This window comes from Chryseobacterium sp. ON_d1 (assembly GCF_006829085.1).
Classification (GTDB): domain Bacteria; phylum Bacteroidota; class Bacteroidia; order Flavobacteriales; family Weeksellaceae; genus Chryseobacterium.
This window is the reverse complement of sequence record NZ_BJTC01000011.1, coordinates 136950-154608: the sequence shown is the minus strand read 5'-3', so window position 1 is coordinate 154608 and position 17659 is coordinate 136950. Positions and strand designations below refer to the sequence as shown.

18 protein-coding genes are annotated in these 17659 nt (G+C 37.8%); 9 read left to right on the top strand and 9 right to left on the bottom strand.

What is annotated here, in order from left to right; all coding sequences use genetic code 11:
* Window positions 1-17 precede the first annotated feature (17 nt).
* The 4 genes from rplW to CRS_RS17765 form a co-directional block, all read right to left on the bottom strand.
* Window positions 18-308 (bottom strand): 50S ribosomal protein L23, encoded by a 291-nt coding sequence (gene rplW, locus CRS_RS17780; RefSeq protein WP_002983204.1) that lies wholly within the window; start codon window positions 306-308, stop codon window positions 18-20.
* 3 nt (window positions 309-311) lie between these two features.
* Window positions 312-941: a 50S ribosomal protein L4 gene (rplD, locus tag CRS_RS17775; RefSeq protein WP_002983197.1), complete on the bottom strand. Its 630-nt coding sequence runs from the start codon at window positions 939-941 to the stop codon at window positions 312-314.
* Window positions 932-1558: a 50S ribosomal protein L3 gene (rplC, locus tag CRS_RS17770; RefSeq protein ID WP_115927399.1), complete on the bottom strand. Its 627-nt coding sequence runs from the start codon at window positions 1556-1558 to the stop codon at window positions 932-934. Before rplC ends, rplD begins: the two co-directional genes overlap by 10 nt.
* Window positions 1559-1749: 191 nt before the next feature.
* Entirely contained in the window at window positions 1750-2646 is an 897-nt protein-coding gene (locus CRS_RS17765) for a LysR family transcriptional regulator (protein WP_142725339.1), read from the bottom strand.
* A gap of 133 nt (window positions 2647-2779) precedes the next feature.
* Between CRS_RS17765 and CRS_RS17760 the strand changes: the two genes are divergently transcribed.
* Together CRS_RS17760 and CRS_RS17755 are read left to right on the top strand one after the other, a co-directional pair.
* A complete protein-coding gene (locus CRS_RS17760; RefSeq protein WP_142725338.1) occupies window positions 2780-3172 on the top strand; it encodes a rhodanese-like domain-containing protein in 393 nt (130 codons plus the stop codon).
* Window positions 3173-3190: 18 nt separating this feature from the next.
* A complete protein-coding gene (locus CRS_RS17755) occupies window positions 3191-3643 on the top strand; it encodes a GNAT family N-acetyltransferase (protein WP_142725337.1) in 453 nt (150 codons plus the stop codon).
* Between the two features lie 72 nt (window positions 3644-3715).
* Here CRS_RS17755 and CRS_RS17750 read toward each other — a convergent pair whose 3' ends face one another.
* Window positions 3716-4480, bottom strand: a complete 765-nt coding sequence (locus CRS_RS17750; protein ID WP_131437480.1) for a DeoR/GlpR family DNA-binding transcription regulator — start codon at window positions 4478-4480, stop codon at window positions 3716-3718.
* Between the two features lie 116 nt (window positions 4481-4596).
* On the opposite strand from CRS_RS17750, the gene CRS_RS17745 reads away from it, so the two are divergent.
* The 7 genes from CRS_RS17745 to CRS_RS17715 all read left to right on the top strand — a co-directional run bounded on the left by CRS_RS17745 (window position 4597) and on the right by CRS_RS17715 (window position 13892).
* Window positions 4597-6195 carry a glycerol-3-phosphate dehydrogenase/oxidase gene (locus CRS_RS17745; RefSeq protein WP_142725336.1) on the top strand — a complete coding sequence of 533 codons (1599 nt, stop codon included), beginning with the start codon at window positions 4597-4599 and terminating at the stop codon, window positions 6193-6195.
* Window positions 6196-6205: 10 nt separating this feature from the next.
* Window positions 6206-7702 (top strand): glycerol kinase GlpK, encoded by a 1497-nt coding sequence (gene glpK, locus CRS_RS17740; protein WP_142725335.1) that lies wholly within the window; start codon window positions 6206-6208, stop codon window positions 7700-7702.
* Window positions 7687-8457, top strand: a complete 771-nt coding sequence (locus CRS_RS17735) for an MIP/aquaporin family protein (RefSeq protein WP_308463718.1) — start codon at window positions 7687-7689, stop codon at window positions 8455-8457. The genes glpK and CRS_RS17735 overlap by 16 nt, the downstream gene beginning before the upstream one ends.
* 5 nt (window positions 8458-8462) lie before the next feature.
* Window positions 8463-9275 carry a hypothetical protein gene (locus CRS_RS17730; RefSeq protein WP_142725333.1) on the top strand — a complete coding sequence of 271 codons (813 nt, stop codon included), beginning with the start codon at window positions 8463-8465 and terminating at the stop codon, window positions 9273-9275.
* Window positions 9276-9447: 172 nt separating this feature from the next.
* Entirely contained in the window at window positions 9448-9870 is a 423-nt protein-coding gene (locus tag CRS_RS17725) for a hypothetical protein (protein WP_142725332.1), read from the top strand.
* Window positions 9871-10115: 245 nt separating this feature from the next.
* A complete protein-coding gene (locus tag CRS_RS17720) occupies window positions 10116-11093 on the top strand; it encodes a hypothetical protein (RefSeq protein WP_142725331.1) in 978 nt (325 codons plus the stop codon).
* 75 nt (window positions 11094-11168) lie between these two features.
* A complete protein-coding gene (locus tag CRS_RS17715) occupies window positions 11169-13892 on the top strand; it encodes a hypothetical protein (protein ID WP_142725330.1) in 2724 nt (907 codons plus the stop codon).
* A gap of 30 nt (window positions 13893-13922) precedes the next feature.
* On the opposite strand, the gene CRS_RS17710 is transcribed toward CRS_RS17715, so the two are convergent.
* The 4 genes from CRS_RS17710 to rpsJ form a co-directional block, all read right to left on the bottom strand.
* Window positions 13923-14423: a low affinity iron permease family protein gene (locus CRS_RS17710; RefSeq protein ID WP_142725329.1), complete on the bottom strand. Its 501-nt coding sequence runs from the start codon at window positions 14421-14423 to the stop codon at window positions 13923-13925.
* 135 nt (window positions 14424-14558) lie between these two features.
* Window positions 14559-14846, bottom strand: a complete 288-nt coding sequence (locus CRS_RS17705) for a hypothetical protein (RefSeq protein WP_142725328.1) — start codon at window positions 14844-14846, stop codon at window positions 14559-14561.
* Between the two features lie 14 nt (window positions 14847-14860).
* Window positions 14861-17041 carry a TonB-dependent siderophore receptor gene (locus tag CRS_RS17700; RefSeq protein WP_142725327.1) on the bottom strand — a complete coding sequence of 727 codons (2181 nt, stop codon included), beginning with the start codon at window positions 17039-17041 and terminating at the stop codon, window positions 14861-14863.
* 309 nt (window positions 17042-17350) lie between these two features.
* Window positions 17351-17656: a 30S ribosomal protein S10 gene (gene rpsJ / locus CRS_RS17695; protein WP_002661363.1), complete on the bottom strand. Its 306-nt coding sequence runs from the start codon at window positions 17654-17656 to the stop codon at window positions 17351-17353.
* Window positions 17657-17659: the final 3 nt, after the last annotated feature.

Below are 17659 nucleotides of genomic sequence, written 5' to 3'. Positions count from 1 at the left end.
TTATTTATAATTAATAATTAATTTACAGCAAAAATATCGATAACCTCACCTTCAGCAAGTTTGATTACCGCTTTTTTCAATTTGTTTGTCTTTCCTACTTGAAGACCTTTTTTAGTGTATTTTGAAGAAACCTTCGGAGCATAAATCATTGTGTTAACGTCTGCTACTTTTACACCGTAAGCTGCTTCAACAGCTTTTTTGATCTCGATTTTATTCGCCTTAGGATTCACTAAGAAAGAATAAGAACCTCTTAAATCTGTAAGGTAATTAGCCTTTTCTGAAATAACTGGTTTAATAATAACTGACATGATTTATTTCTTTAAATTTTCCTGGAATTTTTCAACTGCACCTTCGAAGAAAATGATCTCACCAGCATTTACCAAATCGTAAGAACTGATTTCATTGAAGTTCATTACTTTAGCTTTAGGCAAGTTTCTTGAAGATAAATATACATTCTTGTTAGCTTCAGGAAGAACGAATAAAGATTTTTTACCGTTAAGTTCCAATGCATTTAATACATTGATGAAATCTTTAGTCTTAGGAGCAGCAAAGCTCATATCCTCTAAAACTTTAATGCTGTTGTCTCTCATTTTCTGAGATAAAACAGATTTCTTAGCCAATCTCTTAAGAGCTTTGTTCAATTTGAATCTGTAGTCTCTTGGTTTTGGTCCGAATACTCTACCTCCACCTCTGAATACTGGAGATTTGATATCACCGTATCTAGCAGATCCTGATCCTTTTTGCTTCTTAAGCTTTTTGGTAGAAGCCGTAATTTCGCTTCTTTCTTTTGCTTTATGAGTACCTTGTCTTTGAGCAGCAAGATACTGTTTAACTTCTAAGTAAACCGCGTGCTGATTTGGCTCAATTCCGAATACTGTTTCGTCTAGAGTTACTTTTCTTCCGGTCTCTTTTCCTGATGTATTTAATACTACTAGTTCCATTTTCTGATAATTACATAAGAATTTTTAGCTCCCGGAACAGCACCTTTTACTACTAAAAGATTTTGTTCTTGATCAACTTTTAACACTTGAAGGTTTTGAACAGTTACCTGCTTACCTCCCATTCTTCCAGCCATTCTCATCCCTTTGAATACTCTTGAAGGGTCTGAACCAGCACCGATAGAACCTGGAGCTCTAAGTCTGTTGTGCTGACCATGAGTTGCCTGCATTACACCTCCAAATCCGTGTCTTTTAACAACACCCTGGAAGCCTTTACCTTTTGAAGTTCCTGTTACGTCAACAAATTCACCTTCAGCGAATAAATCAACTTTTACTTCTTCTCCTACTTTTACTTCATCAACGAACTCTCTGTAGAATTCTACTAATTTAGCTTTAGGAGCAGAACCAGCCTTTTTAAAATGGCCAGCTAACGCTTTACCAACGTTCTTCTCACTCTTGTCATCGAAACCTAACTGAACAGCTTTATAACCGTCTTTTTCTAAGGTTCTGACCTGTAAAACCGAGCATGGACCAGCCTGGATAACTGTACAAGGAATGTTTTTTCCTTCTTCGTTAAACAAAGATGTCATACCGATTTTTTTACCAATAATACCTGACATTGTTTATATTATAATAAAATTTATCCTTTATTTATCCCCATTTTTCGGAAGTCTGAAGCAATTTCTACTTTTGATATAGGCATACTACGCCCCTAAAATGAGTGTGCAAATTTATGAATAATTTTGTAACTGACAAATATTTCGCGTAAAATATTTTGATTTTTAATCATTTAGCCATTTCAGAAAAAAAACTATCCGAAATTTTGAAAATACTCTTTGAAGTTTAAAAGAAAATCATTAATATATTTTTTTCCAACATCTGATTTTCTTACCACCAGGTAATGCTTTCTTTTCAAACCGTTATTTCCGATTCTTTTAAACCTCAATTCATCAGAAAGCCTGAATGAGAGCAATGCCCATTTCGGCATACACGTAATTCCTATATTAGCCTGCACCATTTCCAAAGTAACTTCTGTTAAGGGAACTGCGGAAATTTTCGCTGGCATAATTCCGTTCGGGTTCAGAAATACCTCGTAAACTGAAACCGTTTTTAGTGGAAAAGAATGAATAATTAAATGCACATTCAGAAAATCTTCTGCAACCAGATATTCTGAAGCATTCAAAAGGCTCTCATGATGAATGACTGCAAAAATTTCATCCTCAAAAATCTCAATACTGACCAACTCTTTATTACCCGAAGGTTTTGAAGTAACAACTGCAATATCGATTTCATTGGATATTACTTTTTCAACAGGTTTATGGGTCGCCTCCAATACCAGATCCACCTCAATTTCAGGATATAATACTTTCATTTTATTAATAAACAAAGGCAGCCCCTGATAGAATGAATAACACTCTGTACTGATCTTTATTGTACCTGCAGCTCCGGCTCTTATCTGCTGAATAGCATTCAGACCACTTCCAATACTGTCTATTACTGTACATGCCGTTTTGTAAAGCACACTTCCCTCTTCTGTCAATTCCCATTTGTTCCTAGTTCTGTAAAACACCTTAAAACCAAGCTGAATTTCCAGATCCTTAAGCTGATGACTTAATGCAGACTGTGTTAAAAAGAGTTTTTCAGAAGAACCGGCAATACTCCCCTCCTCCGCAATTGTTTTAATAAGTTTTAAAAACTTGATTTCCATAATGCAAAGTTAACAATATAACAAAAAAACAATGTCTGAAAATATTTCATCCAGAACTGCAGAGCATTCAATTTCAATCTTAGGAAAAGAACAAACCCGAACATAGTTTTGCACCGTAAACAATTTAAAAATTATGCAAGAACAAATTGAATTCTACCAGAAAAAATTAATGTATGAAATGGACCCTTCAGATCTTTATGACGCATTTCAAAACAGTACAGATTATATAGCAGTAGATACCAGGAGACCAAATGGCTACAGCAAAGAGCACATTCCATCCGCAATTAATCTTCCCCATCGGGAAATGACAGAAGAGAGCACGCAGCACCTTGACAAGTCAAAAATATATGTCTGCTATTGTGACGGGATTGGCTGTAATGCTTCCACAAAAGGAGCTTTAAAAATGACTCAATTAGGTTTTAAAGTCATTGAATTAATTGGAGGAATCGAATGGTGGAAATTTGACGGCTACGCCACAGCAGGAACCGAGCCTACCAATGGTTCCACTTTTGTATGCGCCTGCTAACTCAAGAATAAGAGACACATGAAAATACGATTTGCCGAAGAAAAAGACCTGAGTTCCATTATTGAATTATGTAAAGCCCATGCGCAGTACGAAAGAAGCTCTTTTAAAGAAGAAAACAAAAAGGAACAACTATCTAAACACATTCTCAATCCGGATTCTGAAATAAAATGCCTGATTGCAGAATCTGATACTGAAATAATAGGATATGCAACATTTTTCAAACAGTTCTCCACCTGGGATGCCGGCTATTATATGTATGTTGACTGTCTGTTTTTAAAAGAAAATGCAAGGGGAAACGGAACAGGAAAACAAATAATGGAATTAATAAAAAGTTACTCAAAAGAACAAGGCTTCCCGATAATCCAGTGGCAGACTCCAGGTTTTAATATAAGAGCCATCAAATTCTACACTTTGCTTGGAGCGGAAAGAAAAAACAAAAAAAGGTTTTTCTGGAAAGTATACCCCAAATGATTCTTGATTAAACAGAGACATTCTGAAGCCAGAATGTCTCTGTTTAAACTATTTGATCAAGCTAAATGTAGCTTATTTTACAATAACTGTAACTCCCCTTTCTTCCAATGCTGACCTATCTTCCTTACCTATGCCATCATCTGTAATCAGATAATCTACTTCATCCAGTGAAGCGATCTTCCCGAAACCTTTCTTATTTAATTTTGAGGAATCCGCCAAAACCACGGTCTTATCCGCACATTCGATCATAACCTGATTAAGATGTGCCTCTGCAGCATTGGAAGTACTGATTCCAAATTCAAGATCAATCCCGTCTACACCCAGAAAAAGTTTATTGCAGGAAAACTGTTTGAGAATTCCTTCTGAAATAGACCCTACAATGGAAGTCGAGCTTTTCCTCACTTCTCCTCCCAGCTGGATCACATTAATATTAGGATTATTGCAAAGCTCAATTGCCACCCGTAAAGAGGATGTCAGCACTGTAAGTGGACCAAAGTTCATCAACATTCTCGCAAGATAATGCATCGTAGTTCCTGATGCCAATATAATACAGTCATTCTCCTGGATCAATGGAAGTGCAGCTCTTGCAATAGCCTGCTTCGCCTCTACATTAATATTTTCTTTCTCCCCTACATTCTTTTCATAAGCATACCTTACCTGCTTACTTGCTCCTCCATGATTCCTGAAAAGAAGCCCCAGACTTTCGAGATAGTTCAGATCCTTTCGAATCGTAACCGAAGATACATTGAGCTTTTCACACAAGTCCTGCACAAGCACATGCCCTTTATCATCCAGCTCCTTAAGTATTTCATCCTGCCTTGGTAATAGCTTTTCCATTTTATTCGTTTCCTCAAAATTACCGATTTTTTCCGACATCTTAAAATTTCATTTATTTTCTTTTTGCTTTCATTTTTAATTTATATATTTGAAAACGAAACATAAACGAAACATTTATGAAACGAAACGAAGAACTCAGTAAATTAACCAATGTAAAAGAATGGGACTTTATTGTCATAGGAGGAGGAGCCAGTGGTTTAGGTTCAGCATTAGATGCGGTAAGCAGAGGATTCAAAACTTTATTGCTTGAATCTCACGATTTCGCAAAAGCAACTTCCAGCAGAAGTACCAAATTGGTACACGGTGGAGTAAGATATCTTGCGCAGGGAGATGTCGGATTGGTAAAAGAAGCATTAAAGGAAAGAGGACTTCTGGCAAAAAATGCAGCACATATCGTAAAAAATCAGTCTTTCATTATTCCCAACTACACCTGGTGGGGAGGAATCTATTATAAAATAGGATTGTCTGTTTATGATTTCCTTGCCGGAAAATTAAGCTTAGGTAAAACGAAATACATCAGCAAATCAAAGACAGTCGAAAAGCTCCCTACTATTGAACAAAACCACTTAATGAGCGGTGTTGTTTACCAGGACGGACAGTTTGACGATGCGAGACTTGCGATCAACCTTACCCAAACTATTATTGAAAAAGGAGGAAGTGCTGTTAACTATGTAAAAGTGATTAACCTTTTAAAAGATGCTTCTGATAAAGTAATTGGCGTTGTTGCAGAAGACCAGCTTTCCAAACAGCAATATCAGATCCACGGTAAAGTAGTAATCAATGCAACCGGTGTATTCACGAACGATATCCTGAATATGAACAATCCTAAGCATGGTAAACTTGTAGTGCCAAGCCAGGGGATCCACCTGGTACTTGACAAATCATTTCTTAAAAGTGATGATGCGATCATGATTCCGAAAACATCAGATGGCAGGGTTTTATTTGTTGTGCCATGGCATGACCGGGCTTTAGTGGGAACCACAGACACTCTTCTGGAGAGTGAAAGTTTTGAACCTCGAGCACTGGAAGAGGAAATCAGTTTTGTTTTAAATACAGCAAGACAATATTTAGCTAAAAAACCAACACGTGAAGATGTAAAATCAGTGTTCGCAGGCCTTCGTCCTCTTGCCGCTCCCAAAGACGGAAGCAAAAGCACAAAAGAAGTTTCCCGAAGTCACAAAGTGATTACTTCAGAAACAGGATTGGTTTCCATTATCGGAGGAAAGTGGACCACCTACCGTAAAATGGCAGAAGACACAGTGGATGAAGCTATGAAAGTTCACAGACTGGGAAACAGTCCATCAAAAACAGAACATCTTTCTATCCATGGAAATGTAAAACCTGAACAGGTAGACAGAACTAATCATCTGTATGTTTACGGATCAGATATACCGGCCATAAAAGCATTACAGGAAAGCAATCCCCGTTATGCACAGAAAATCCATCCGGATCATCCTTTCACCGTAGCAGAAGTTGTATGGGCAGTAAGAACAGAAATGGCAGAAACGATTGAAGATATTCTGGCCAGAAGAGTACGTTTACTGTTCCTGGATGCAAGAGCAGCAATAGACAGCGCTCATAATGTATCAAAAATCATTGCTGAGGAAAAAGGATATCCTGAAGAATGGGCACAGCAGCAGGAAAATGAATTCATTGAACTGGCAAAAGGATATTTACTGACTCCTTATTCTCCTAAAGTTATCAACCTAAATTAGCACTATATACATGAATGAAAAGCTTATCCTCGCTCTAGACCAGGGAACAACTTCCTCCAGAGCGATTCTCTTCAACCATAGTGGAGAAATCAAATATGTATCTCAGAAAGATTTCAGACAGATATTCCCTACTCCGGGATGGGTAGAACATGATCCGAATGAAATATGGTCATCACAGATCTCTGTGGCAGCAGAAGTGATAGCGAAAGCAGGAATCTCCGGACTGGAAGTTGCCGCTATCGGAATTACCAATCAACGTGAAACCACCATTGTATGGGATAAAGAAACCGGTGAACCGATCTACAATGCTATTGTATGGCAGGACCGCAGAACTTCAAAATACTGCGATGAACTGAAAGAGCAGGGACATGCAGAAACGATCAAAGAAAAAACAGGACTTGTCCTGGATGCTTACTTTTCAGCCACCAAGTTAAAATGGATTCTTGATAACGTAGAAGGAGCAAGACAGAAAGCTGAAGAAGGAAAATTATGTTTTGGAACTGTTGACACCTGGCTAGTATGGAAACTGACGCGTGGAAAAATGTTTATCACTGATGTTTCCAATGCCAGCAGAACCATGCTTCTGAACATTCACACGTTAGAATGGGACAATGATTTATTAGAGCTATTCAACATCCCTAAAAACATTCTTCCGGAAGTAAAGCAGAGCAGCGAAATATATGGAGAGACCGCTACTACCCTGTTCTCTACCAAAATTCCGATCGCCGGTATTGCCGGTGACCAGCAGGCTGCCTTATTCGGACAGATGTGTACCACTCCGGGAATGGTAAAAAATACTTATGGAACAGGATGTTTCCTATTAATGAACACAGGAACGGAAGCTGTTTCTTCTAAAAATAATCTTCTTACCACCGTAGCCTGGAAAATCAACGGAGAAGTTAATTACGCACTGGAAGGAAGTGTTTTTGTAGGAGGCGCGGCTATTCAATGGCTGAGAGACGGTCTTAAAATCATTCATTCTTCTGAGCAGGTGAACGAATTGGCTGCTTCTGTAGAAGACAACGGAGGTGTTTATTTCGTTCCTGCATTGACCGGACTTGGCGCACCTTACTGGGATCAGTATGCACGCGGAACCATTGTGGGAATTACCCGTGGGACTACAGACGCCCATATTGCAAGAGCTACCCTGGAAGGAATTGCATTTCAGGTTTATGAGATTGTAAAAGCGATGGAAGCAGATTCCGGAAGAGCAAGTTTGGAGTTAAGAGTAGATGGCGGAGCTTCTGCAAGTGACCTTCTGATGCAGATCCAGTCTGATCTTTTCGGATTCAAAATAACAAGACCAAAAACATTGGAAACAACAGCTCTTGGAGCAGCCTACCTTGCAGGACTTGCAGTAGGATACTGGAAAAGTATAGACGAAATCCAGGAACAATGGATTGTAGACAAGGACTTCCACCCTCAACTGGACAGGGAGCAGGTAAATAAAATGACCCATTTCTGGAAGAAAGCTGTAAAAAGCGCACAAAGCTGGATAGAAGATTAACTCACTTATCAAAAAAAACTTATATGACCCCATTTATTGCAGAAGTTATCGGTACGATGCTTCTAATATTGTTAGGCAACGGTGTTGTAGCCAATGTTGTCTTGAAAGATACGAAAGGAAATAATTCCGGATGGATTGTTATTACTACCGCATGGGCATTGGCCGTTTTTGTGGGAGTAACCGTTGCTGGGCCAGTAAGTGGGGCCCATCTGAATCCGGCTGTTACCATTGGTCTTGCGACAGCAGGAAAATTTTCGTGGGATCTGGTTCCCTCCTATATCGCAGCACAGATGATTGGAGGAATGCTGGGCGCATTTTTTGTTTGGCTCTTTCACAAAGATCATTTTGCCATTACGGAAGATGAAGGCGCAAAACTGGCATGTTTCAGTACAGGTCCGGCTATCAGAAAAACGTCTTCCAACCTTATCAGCGAGATTATCGGAACATTTGTATTGGTATTCTGTGTATTTTACTTTGCAGATCCCAGTATTTCCTTACAGGCAGACCCAAGTGCAAAAGTAGGCCTTGGTTCCATCGGAGCTATTCCTGTTACATTTGTGGTTTGGGCAATCGGCTTATCCCTGGGAGGAACTACAGGATATGCCATTAACCCGGCAAGAGATCTTGCTCCAAGAATTATGCATGCCATCTTGCCTGTAAAAGGAAGCAGTGACTGGGGATATGCCTGGATCCCTATAGTAGGGCCAATTACAGGAGCTATTATCGCAGCAGTTTTATACGGATTTTTAAAATAATACTGATGATAAAAAAAATCTTAAAGGGAATCTTCCTACTTGCTCTAGGCACAGGGAGATTATTTTCACAGGAAAGTGGTGAAACCAAGGAAACCAAAGAAGGCAGGCTTGATTTTACAGCCAACATTCAGAACAATCACTTATGGAGAGGGCTTATTATTACGGATAAACCTGTAGTGATGGGGAATTTGTCATACGCTCTGGATGCGGAGAAAAGATGGAAAGTAGGAATCTGGGGAGCCTCTGCATTAGCGGATGATATGGATAACACCCATTATAAAGAGATCAATTATTATGTTCAATATTCCGACGGGCGTTTTTATATCGGCTTATGGGATCTTTACAATTCCCGTAATATCAATACTGCTGTAGCCGCAGATGATATCTTCAGTTACTCGCAGAGAAGGACTGCCCATATTATTGATTTAAGAACCAATTATACTTTCGGACCTTCGTTCCCGATCAATATTGAAGCTGATATCATGCTGTACGGAGGAGCCAATGCCGGAGAAGTTATTCTGGAACCTGACGGAAGCTATAAGAAAAACAGATACTCCACTTACGTTCAGGCAAGCTATCCTGTTATTAAAGGGCAAAAAGTAAACCTGGATGCATTTGTAGGAGCAGGTTTTGCTCTCAATGACAAAACCTTTTTATATGGCAACGGTAAAAACAGTTTCGACATTGTCAATGTAGGGGTAAAAGCAGGAAAAGTAGTAAAGATCACAGATCATTACAGCCTTCCGGTCTTCATGATGGCCATGTGGAATCCATCCAATAAGTTTGCAAGAATTCAGCTTGCCGCAACTGTTTTTTAATCTGATACTAAACTACAGAGAAGCCACTCCATCCGGGGTGGCTTTGTCATTACTTTCTTTTCTGATCAGAAGATTATTCACATTTTGATTCTGAAGTTCTTCGGAACTGCAATAACCGGGATTTTACGGCTTACTATTTGCCAGAATATATTTACTTTTGAAAAAAATATCTATGAAAAAGTTTTTCAGTTTAATAATTCTGTGCATCAGCATTTTCACATTAGCGCAGCAGACAGAGGTTCCCTTTATAGGATACCGGAATTTTGACATTTTGAAAGGATATAGCGGCACTGGCACCCCTCATTATTATCTGGATGTAAAAAGCAATGGTGATGTACATTTTGGATATGTTCAGATCAATCAGGCTAACGGAGAAGAAACAACAGAAGAAATCAATGCCGGAAAGTATTCTCCTGGCAAGGTAATGAAGATTGTTTTTAAAAAATATGAGGAAACCTTTTTCGTAAAATTCGACAAAGAAAAAATCTACCTTACCGACGAAAATGGAAATGTAAAGAATCTTGATGGCTGCTGTTCATCCAGTGAAAGTATCACTAAAGAGACCTGCACCTGTGAAAGTGAATTTTTCAAGTAGTAAATAATATATAAAAAAAGCCACTCCATTTGGGGTGGTTTTTTATTGTTTGTCAAAACCACCCCGTCAAATTATAAATTTGGCACCTCCATAGGAAGGGAATAGTTATACAACCTGCTGCATTTGAACAAATCATACTATTACAATACGAAGTTCTTTGCTTCTACCTATAATTGCCAATCACCGGGATTTTACGGTTTATAGTCTGCTAAAATATCCTTAATTTTGAAGGGTGATTTACACCAATGAAACATTTAAAAATTTTATTTCTATTTCTTCTCTTTCTTATGGTATCATGCAGCAGGAAAGAGAATCATCCTTATACATTTTATTACTGGAAAACCAAACTGAAGCTTGACCATGCAGAAAAGAAAGCATTGGAAAAAGCAACAGTTCCTTATTTATATACCAGATTCTTTGATGTAAATAAAGTCAATGGGAAATTTCAGCCGGTGGCAGTGATTACCAAAGACCAGAGTTTCCGTTTCAATAAGCAAATTGTTCCGACGGTTTTTGTAACCAATCAGACATTACTGGGCATTTCTGCAGAGGAAATCAGGTTTCTTGCAGAAAGCATTCATCTTTTGATTCAAAAGAAAACCAAAGAGTACCAGCTGAAAACCAATAATGAAATTCAGATCGACTGCGACTGGACCGCCGGGACACGAAATGATTATTTTAAATTTCTGAAAGAACTGAAAAGAATTTCAGGAAAAGAAATCACCTGCACCCTTCGCCTTCATCAGGTAAAGGATAAAAAACAGACCGGAATTCCTCCCGTGGAGAAAGTCTATCTGATGTGTTATTCCACATCATCGCCATTGGAAAAATCTGATAAGAATTCAATTCTGGATGTCAATATCCTGAAAAGCTATCTTTCAAAAATGGAAGACTATCCAATCAAAAAAATTGAGGTGGCACTCCCTATTTACTCCTGGGGAATTATCACCAACCATTTAGGTAAGCACAAACTGATTAATGCTTTATCAAAACGAGATCTGGAAAACACTGATTTTAAAAGGATATCTGATCATGAAGCTGAAGTTCTGAAGGATGGTTTCTACTTTGGGAGTTATTTAAACAAGGGCTTTAAAATAAAAGTTGAGGAAATATCTGAAGAACAGCTTGAAGAAGTTATCAGCTTTCTGCAGAAAAAAATACCCCATTTTAATATTATTTATTATCAATTAGATAGTAAATTTGTGTCAGACCGTAAATTTTAATCTCCGGCAGATGGAGATCAGCCAGCCTGAACCATATCATACAATATTATAAACTAAAAAAACACTACAAACCCTATGAAAAAGTATATTCTTTCACTTGCGGTTGTATCACTTTTCTATACCCAATCTGATGCCTGCGCATGGTCGGATCCTGATTATGATTACTTCAACCTTTTTACACAAACAATCATTAAAGACAAAGCTTATCTTCCCTTTCTGCACAACTATTCAAGCAGGTTTTATGGAGGTTACAATCCGGCATTGATTCCTGATGACAACGTTGAAACATGGAAAAAGTTTTTCAACAATCAGCTAAGCTATTCTGAAACCCGGAACCTGGTGTACAAAGTAAGTATGAATGATCTGAATGCCTTAAAGAACGGGAATCCGGCAAATCCTCTTTTACAAAAGTTAGGCACAGGATTTTATCAGAAATATAAGGAAGGGATTGATTATTTGATTGAAGCCAAATATCTTGAGCCTTATATGAGCATCAATTACATCGAAAGTGAAAATTCATTTTACTACGACAGAGATGCAAACAGAAAAAATGCGACAGCTCTGGATTACCCTAAAACTATTGCTGCACTAACATCTTTATATAATGCAGCAAGGAATCCTGAAGTCAAGCAGCGTTACGGATATCAGCTGGTACGTCTGAATCATTATACCAGAAATTACGATTCTGCTGTACAGGCTTTCAAAACTTATGTTGCGCCTGTCAAATTAAAAGGAACGGTATATTTCATGGCTCTTGATCAGTTGGCCGGGGCACAAAGAGGATTGGAAATGAACAGCGATGCCAACTGGAATTTCTTTCAGGTATTCATGAACAGCAAAGACCGCAAGGAATCTGCTTTTGTTTCTATGAAGCTTTCAGATACTGCTTCTTTCAGCAATATCATGAAAAGAGCCGGAACGAATGAAGAAAAGAATATGGCCTATTTCCTTTTAGGGTATGAAGATTTCAACAACCCGATTCCTACGATGGAAAAGATGTATGAGATCAATCCTGATTCTGAGATTCTGAAGGTAATGGCTGCAAGAAGCATCAATGAATTGGAAAGGAGTTACCTTCCAGTGTATTACTACAATTCTGATGCAGCTAAAAGTCCTTATGTACAAAGAGGAAAAGCAGATAACAATGTCTCTTCAAAGGATGATAAAGCTACCTCCACAACTGAAGTAAAGGAAGAAAAGCTTTCTTTCTGGCAAAAAATTGTAAGATTCTTTAAAAACCTGTTCGGGGGATCTAAAAAAGAATCCGCTGATGGAAGTAAAACAGATCAGAGTGATGATGAGTTACTGGATAACCCAAACAGAATTCCGTTCTACACCACTTCCAGTTATGGGTATGATGACAAAATGAAGGACTATCTTGATGACCTTCAGAAGTTCACTGACAAAACCAAAGAAAAGTCTAAGGATGAGTTCTGGCAGATTGCAGATGCTTACCTTAAATTCCTTAAAAAAGATTACAAAGGAAGTACGGAAATCCTTACCGATATCAAAACCACCAATCCTGAATATCTGGAAGAGATCAAAAGAATGAAGGTTCTGAATGATATCGTTTCCCAGCCAAGAATTGATGCAGCATATGAAGATCATCTTATGAAAGATTATGCGGAATATTTCGTAGAGAAAAAGGTAGAAAAGGATACTGCCACAACTGATAATTTTGATTATTATGGTGAAGTACCGTCTACTGCTGATTTCCTTAAAGATGTGCTCGCCAACCGCTATTTCCTTCAGGGTGAAGATGGAAAATCATTCCTGATGAACAATAAGCTTTCGGATCTGCAATATAACCCGAACTCAAGTCTGGTGAAGAGCGTGGAAGCATTTTACAGAAAACCTAATAAAACCCAGTTTGAACAGCAGATCATTGCTAAAAATATGGACAGTGTAGGTGATATTGATGCCTTTTTCAATACAATTTATGGAGACAGAGCCATGAGACTTGCGGATTTTGAAAAGGCGAAGTCTTATTATGAAAAAGCAAAAAACTTTGCCGGTATTCCAAGACAGAATTATGAATGGACAGAAAAAGAAGGAGAGACTGTTACAGCTAAACAGTATGCTCCTGCGGAATACAACGGATTTAAAAATATTCCCAATCTTGTATTCGGGCATAATGTATGGGAAAGTTTTGGAAGTCCTGAAAACGAAAGTATGGAAGCAGAAAATTATACCGACTTCCCTTTCATCAAAACAAGCATGAATAAACTTGAGCTTGCCGATGCATTGATTCAGCTTAAGAAGATTGGATCCGGAACGGGTGAAAAGGCAGCAAAGGCGAATCAGCTTATCGGAAATCTATTGTACAATACTTCTATCTTAGGATATTACCGCCAGTTGTTTGTGATGGATATTGACAACAGCAACGGAGGCAAATATGACTTCTGGAACACAGACAGAAAGAATCCTTACCAGTATTATTACAAAAACTTCCTCGATACTTCATACATTGAACCTGATAATTTTGATCTTTCAATTAATTATTATCAAAAAGCACTTCAACTTTCAAACAACAAGGAAGAGAAAGCAAGAATCCTGTTCCAGATGGCAAGCGCTGAGCAAGGTAAATATTACCAGTATGAAGCGAAGGCACCAAAAGATTTTGATTATTCTGATCCAAAATGGTCTGAGAAAGAAGATGCCCGCCAAAAGGAAATGGACCAACTTAAAAATCAAAAATACAGAACCTATTTCGCTCAGCTGAAAGCACAGTATTCCGATACCGAAACAACGAAGAGTCTAATGGGAAGCTGTAGTTATTTTAATTATTTCATGAGATAACTATTGTAAAGTATAGAAATAAAAAAGGAATCAATTCGATTCCTTTTTTTGTTCCTGCTTCTGAATCCATTCTTCGTGTTTTCTTTTGAAGAATTCATACTTGTAATCCTGATTTCTCTGGGCAGCATCAATAGAATGGGAAGTATGGATGTCATAATCTTTTTTCGCCAGTTGGGCAAGTCTTTCATAATAGCAATGAAGCTGGTCCAGTTCTGCTTCTGTAAGATCTTCAATATCTACAATTCTGTTGCTGGCTTTTTCGTGGGCAGCAATAATTTCGTTCAGCTTAATCTGTATTGCTTTTGAATCTTTATTCTGAGCCTTCTGAATAAGGAATACCATCAGAAATGTAATAATGGTGGTTCCGGTGTTGATGACCAACTGCCATGTTTCAGAATAGTCAAAGAGAGGACCGGTAGCTGCCCATACCAAAACGATAATGAAAGCTCCCATAAAAGCATGTGGACTTCCTGTAAATTTTACAGCCCAGTTTGAAAATTTTTCAAAAAAATGATTTCCTGTATGTCCCATAATCTTTTGTTTTTAACATAATAAATGTATAAAAATTAACAGGAATAAGGAGTAATAAATAGAAACAAAAAACATTAAGACAATACTCTGTCTTAATGTTTTCTAATTAAAATTGATATGAATGTGTGAAATATATTATTTAATTTTTCCTGAAAAACGGTTTTCAAGGTTTTGCTTCTCTTCTGCTATCATACTCTTTCCGATTTGAGCAGGCGAAAAAGTTTTTGGATAAAATGTATTATTCCAGTGATCCTTCCAGGGAGAAATGTTACCCCAGGAGTATATGCTTTTAGGATTATTGTAATGTTTTTCAATATTTTCCCTGGCTGTTTTCAGTTCTTCTTCGGACAAATGTTCTTCGGAACATGACGCTAAAGCAGCTCCTGCAATCAATATTAAGAATATTGTTCTGGTAATTTTCATACTATTTTTTTGAGTTAGAATTTGTAGTTTATCTGTACCGCAAAGTTTCTCGGCTGGATCTGATCGATATATCCTCCTCTGAAATAAGAATTATATCCTACTGAATCAAAAATATTATTTAAGAATCCTCTTACTCCCAATCCGTTTTTGAACGAATAGCCTACCTGAGCTTCTACAGTTGTATAATTCGGCATATTGAACGGTCTTTCTCCCGGCTGGGTTCCGTTTACATGGCCATTGTCAATGACAACTTCCTGCTTATAATCATCAACAGGCCTGTTTCCTACATAATAAATTCCTGCTCCGATATCAAATCCATCAAGAGCTCCACTGTTAAATTTATAATTCAGCCATGCATTGGCAGTATGTTTAGGCGTATTAATTGGTGCTGAACCATTTACAAAGGAAGGACTGTCCTTATATTGAGCATCTACATAAGCCCATCCCGTCATTACCTGTAGATTTGGAAGAATCTTACCAATCAATTCCACTTCCATTCCTTTTCTTTTCAACTCACCTGCCAGAGCGTATACTCCCAATCCCTGTCCGTTGTTCCCCATTACTTCATAAGAAAGATTGTCTGTGTTGATACTAAACAGGGTAACATTAAATCTCAATCTTTCATTAAGCCAGTCAGATTTCATTCCGGCTTCCCATTGTTTGGTTGTAGAGGCACCTACGGTTCCGCCTCCTGATAATGGATTATTTGAGCTTCTCAAAGAAGTAGTACTGGTATAAGAACCAAAAATATTCATGTTTTCAATAGGCGATATCATAATTCCTAATGAGGGGTTCCATGCGAAATCTTTTTCTTTATCAGAACCGATCAATCTGCTGTAACGAACACCAAGATGAGCTTTGATATATTTATTGAAAGTAATTACATCCTGAGCCATTAACCCCATTGTAGGTGTTATGGTATTGACAATAGGATTTTTCTTTGCCAAGTCAAAATTATTACCATCGATGCCGGAAGGCAGAATGTTGTTGATATCATTAAGAACATTGATACGATCTACTTTCTTAGCATCATAAGAAGTAGTAGTCACATTAGATTCCTTCCAGTCGAAACCTACCTGGAAAGTATGTTTCATGAATCCGGTTTTAACGTCAGTTCCGATGAAATCAAACTGAAATACTTTATTTAAGTCTTCTCTGTCTGATCTTGTCAAAGTTCTGTCACGGAATTCATTTGGATTTTTACGATCCAGAGGTGCAAGAGCAGCACCAATAATCTCAGACTGATAAGAAGAGCTCATAAATGCTGTTCTCAACTTCAGGTTATTGCCCAACTTTCTAGTTGCTGTTGTAGAGAAATTGAATGTTTCAATTTTTGCATTGTCAGTTGAAAAACCAAGAAACTTTCTTCCGGTCATATTATAGATGGCTTCAGTATCTCCTTTTGCAAGGTTTACCGTACCTCTATCCGGAGTGGTATTATTATGCATATAATCCATCTCTACAACGATTTCAGTTTTATCATCGGGACGGATAGCAATGGATGGGTTTACATAAATACGTTCTGTATTAACAAATCTTCTGAAGCTATTGTTATTTTGATAAGCAGCATTCAATCGTACTGCAATTTTTCCCTGTGAATCAAGTACTCTCTGGAAATCCACTGTAGGTCGGTAGAAATCCCAGCTTCCATATCTGAATCCAACATTGGTTTGATCTATAAATTTAGGCACCTTGGTCACTACATTGATCACTCCTCCTGCAGAACCCAATCCGTCACCGATACCTTGAGTAACTGCAGCAGATCCTTTGATCACCTGAATACTTTCCACTCCCTGCATATCAGTCAGCATCGCTCCGGTACGGAAGTCAGAATCCATCTGTACTCCGTTCTTCAGAACAGGAACTCCTCTGTAACCTCTGATAGACATACTTTCTCTGATTCCTCCATAGCTACCAAACTGAGTAACACCGGGAACATTTTTAGCAACATCAGTGACTGTAAGCCCTCCCAGATCTTCGATTACTTTATAAGAAATTACTGAAATACTCTGGATCTGGTCTCTCGGTTTCAATGGTAGTCTTGTAATAGCTTCAAGCCCTTCTGGTTGTTTCTTTCTATCACCGAACAGTTCTACTTCATCAATTTTTTTGTGTTTAATTGAATCATTTGCTTTCTGTGCGTTTGCAAGAACCCCACCTAATACTAGTAGAGAAAAGGATACTACTTTATTCATCTGATAATTTTTTGTAAAATTATTATTTTTATTAATTCTAAATAAACAAATGAATCTGACTTATGTCACCCTAAAAAGTACTGTAATTATCAGATCATTAATCAGCAATGAGGAGCCTTTAAAACCATGAAACAGTTCTCGTCAATCGTTAGAAGTATTATTCTTCAGACTTTATATGGTTAAAAAAAGTATAATACAAAAAAAGCAGATTTGCCAACCACAAATCTGCTCTATTCTGCCAGATAATATCATAAAAAAATCCGCCCCTAAAAGGGACGGATGCTATAATCATTGCAAAGTATGCATTTATCACACTTTAATTTCTACATCTACACCTGAAGGAAGTTCTAATTTCATTAGAGCATCAACAGTCTTAGAAGAAGAAGAGTAGATATCCATTAGTCTCTTGTGAGCTGAAAGTTGGAACTGCTCTCTTGCTTTCTTGTTTACGTGCGGAGATCTCAACACTGTGAAGATTCTCTTGTTAGTTGGTAATGGAATTGGTCCGTTTACAACAGCACCAGTAGCCTTTACCGTTTTTACGATTTTCTCAGCAGACTTATCTACCAAGTTATAATCGTAAGATTTTAGTTTTATTCTGATTCTTTGTGACATTTC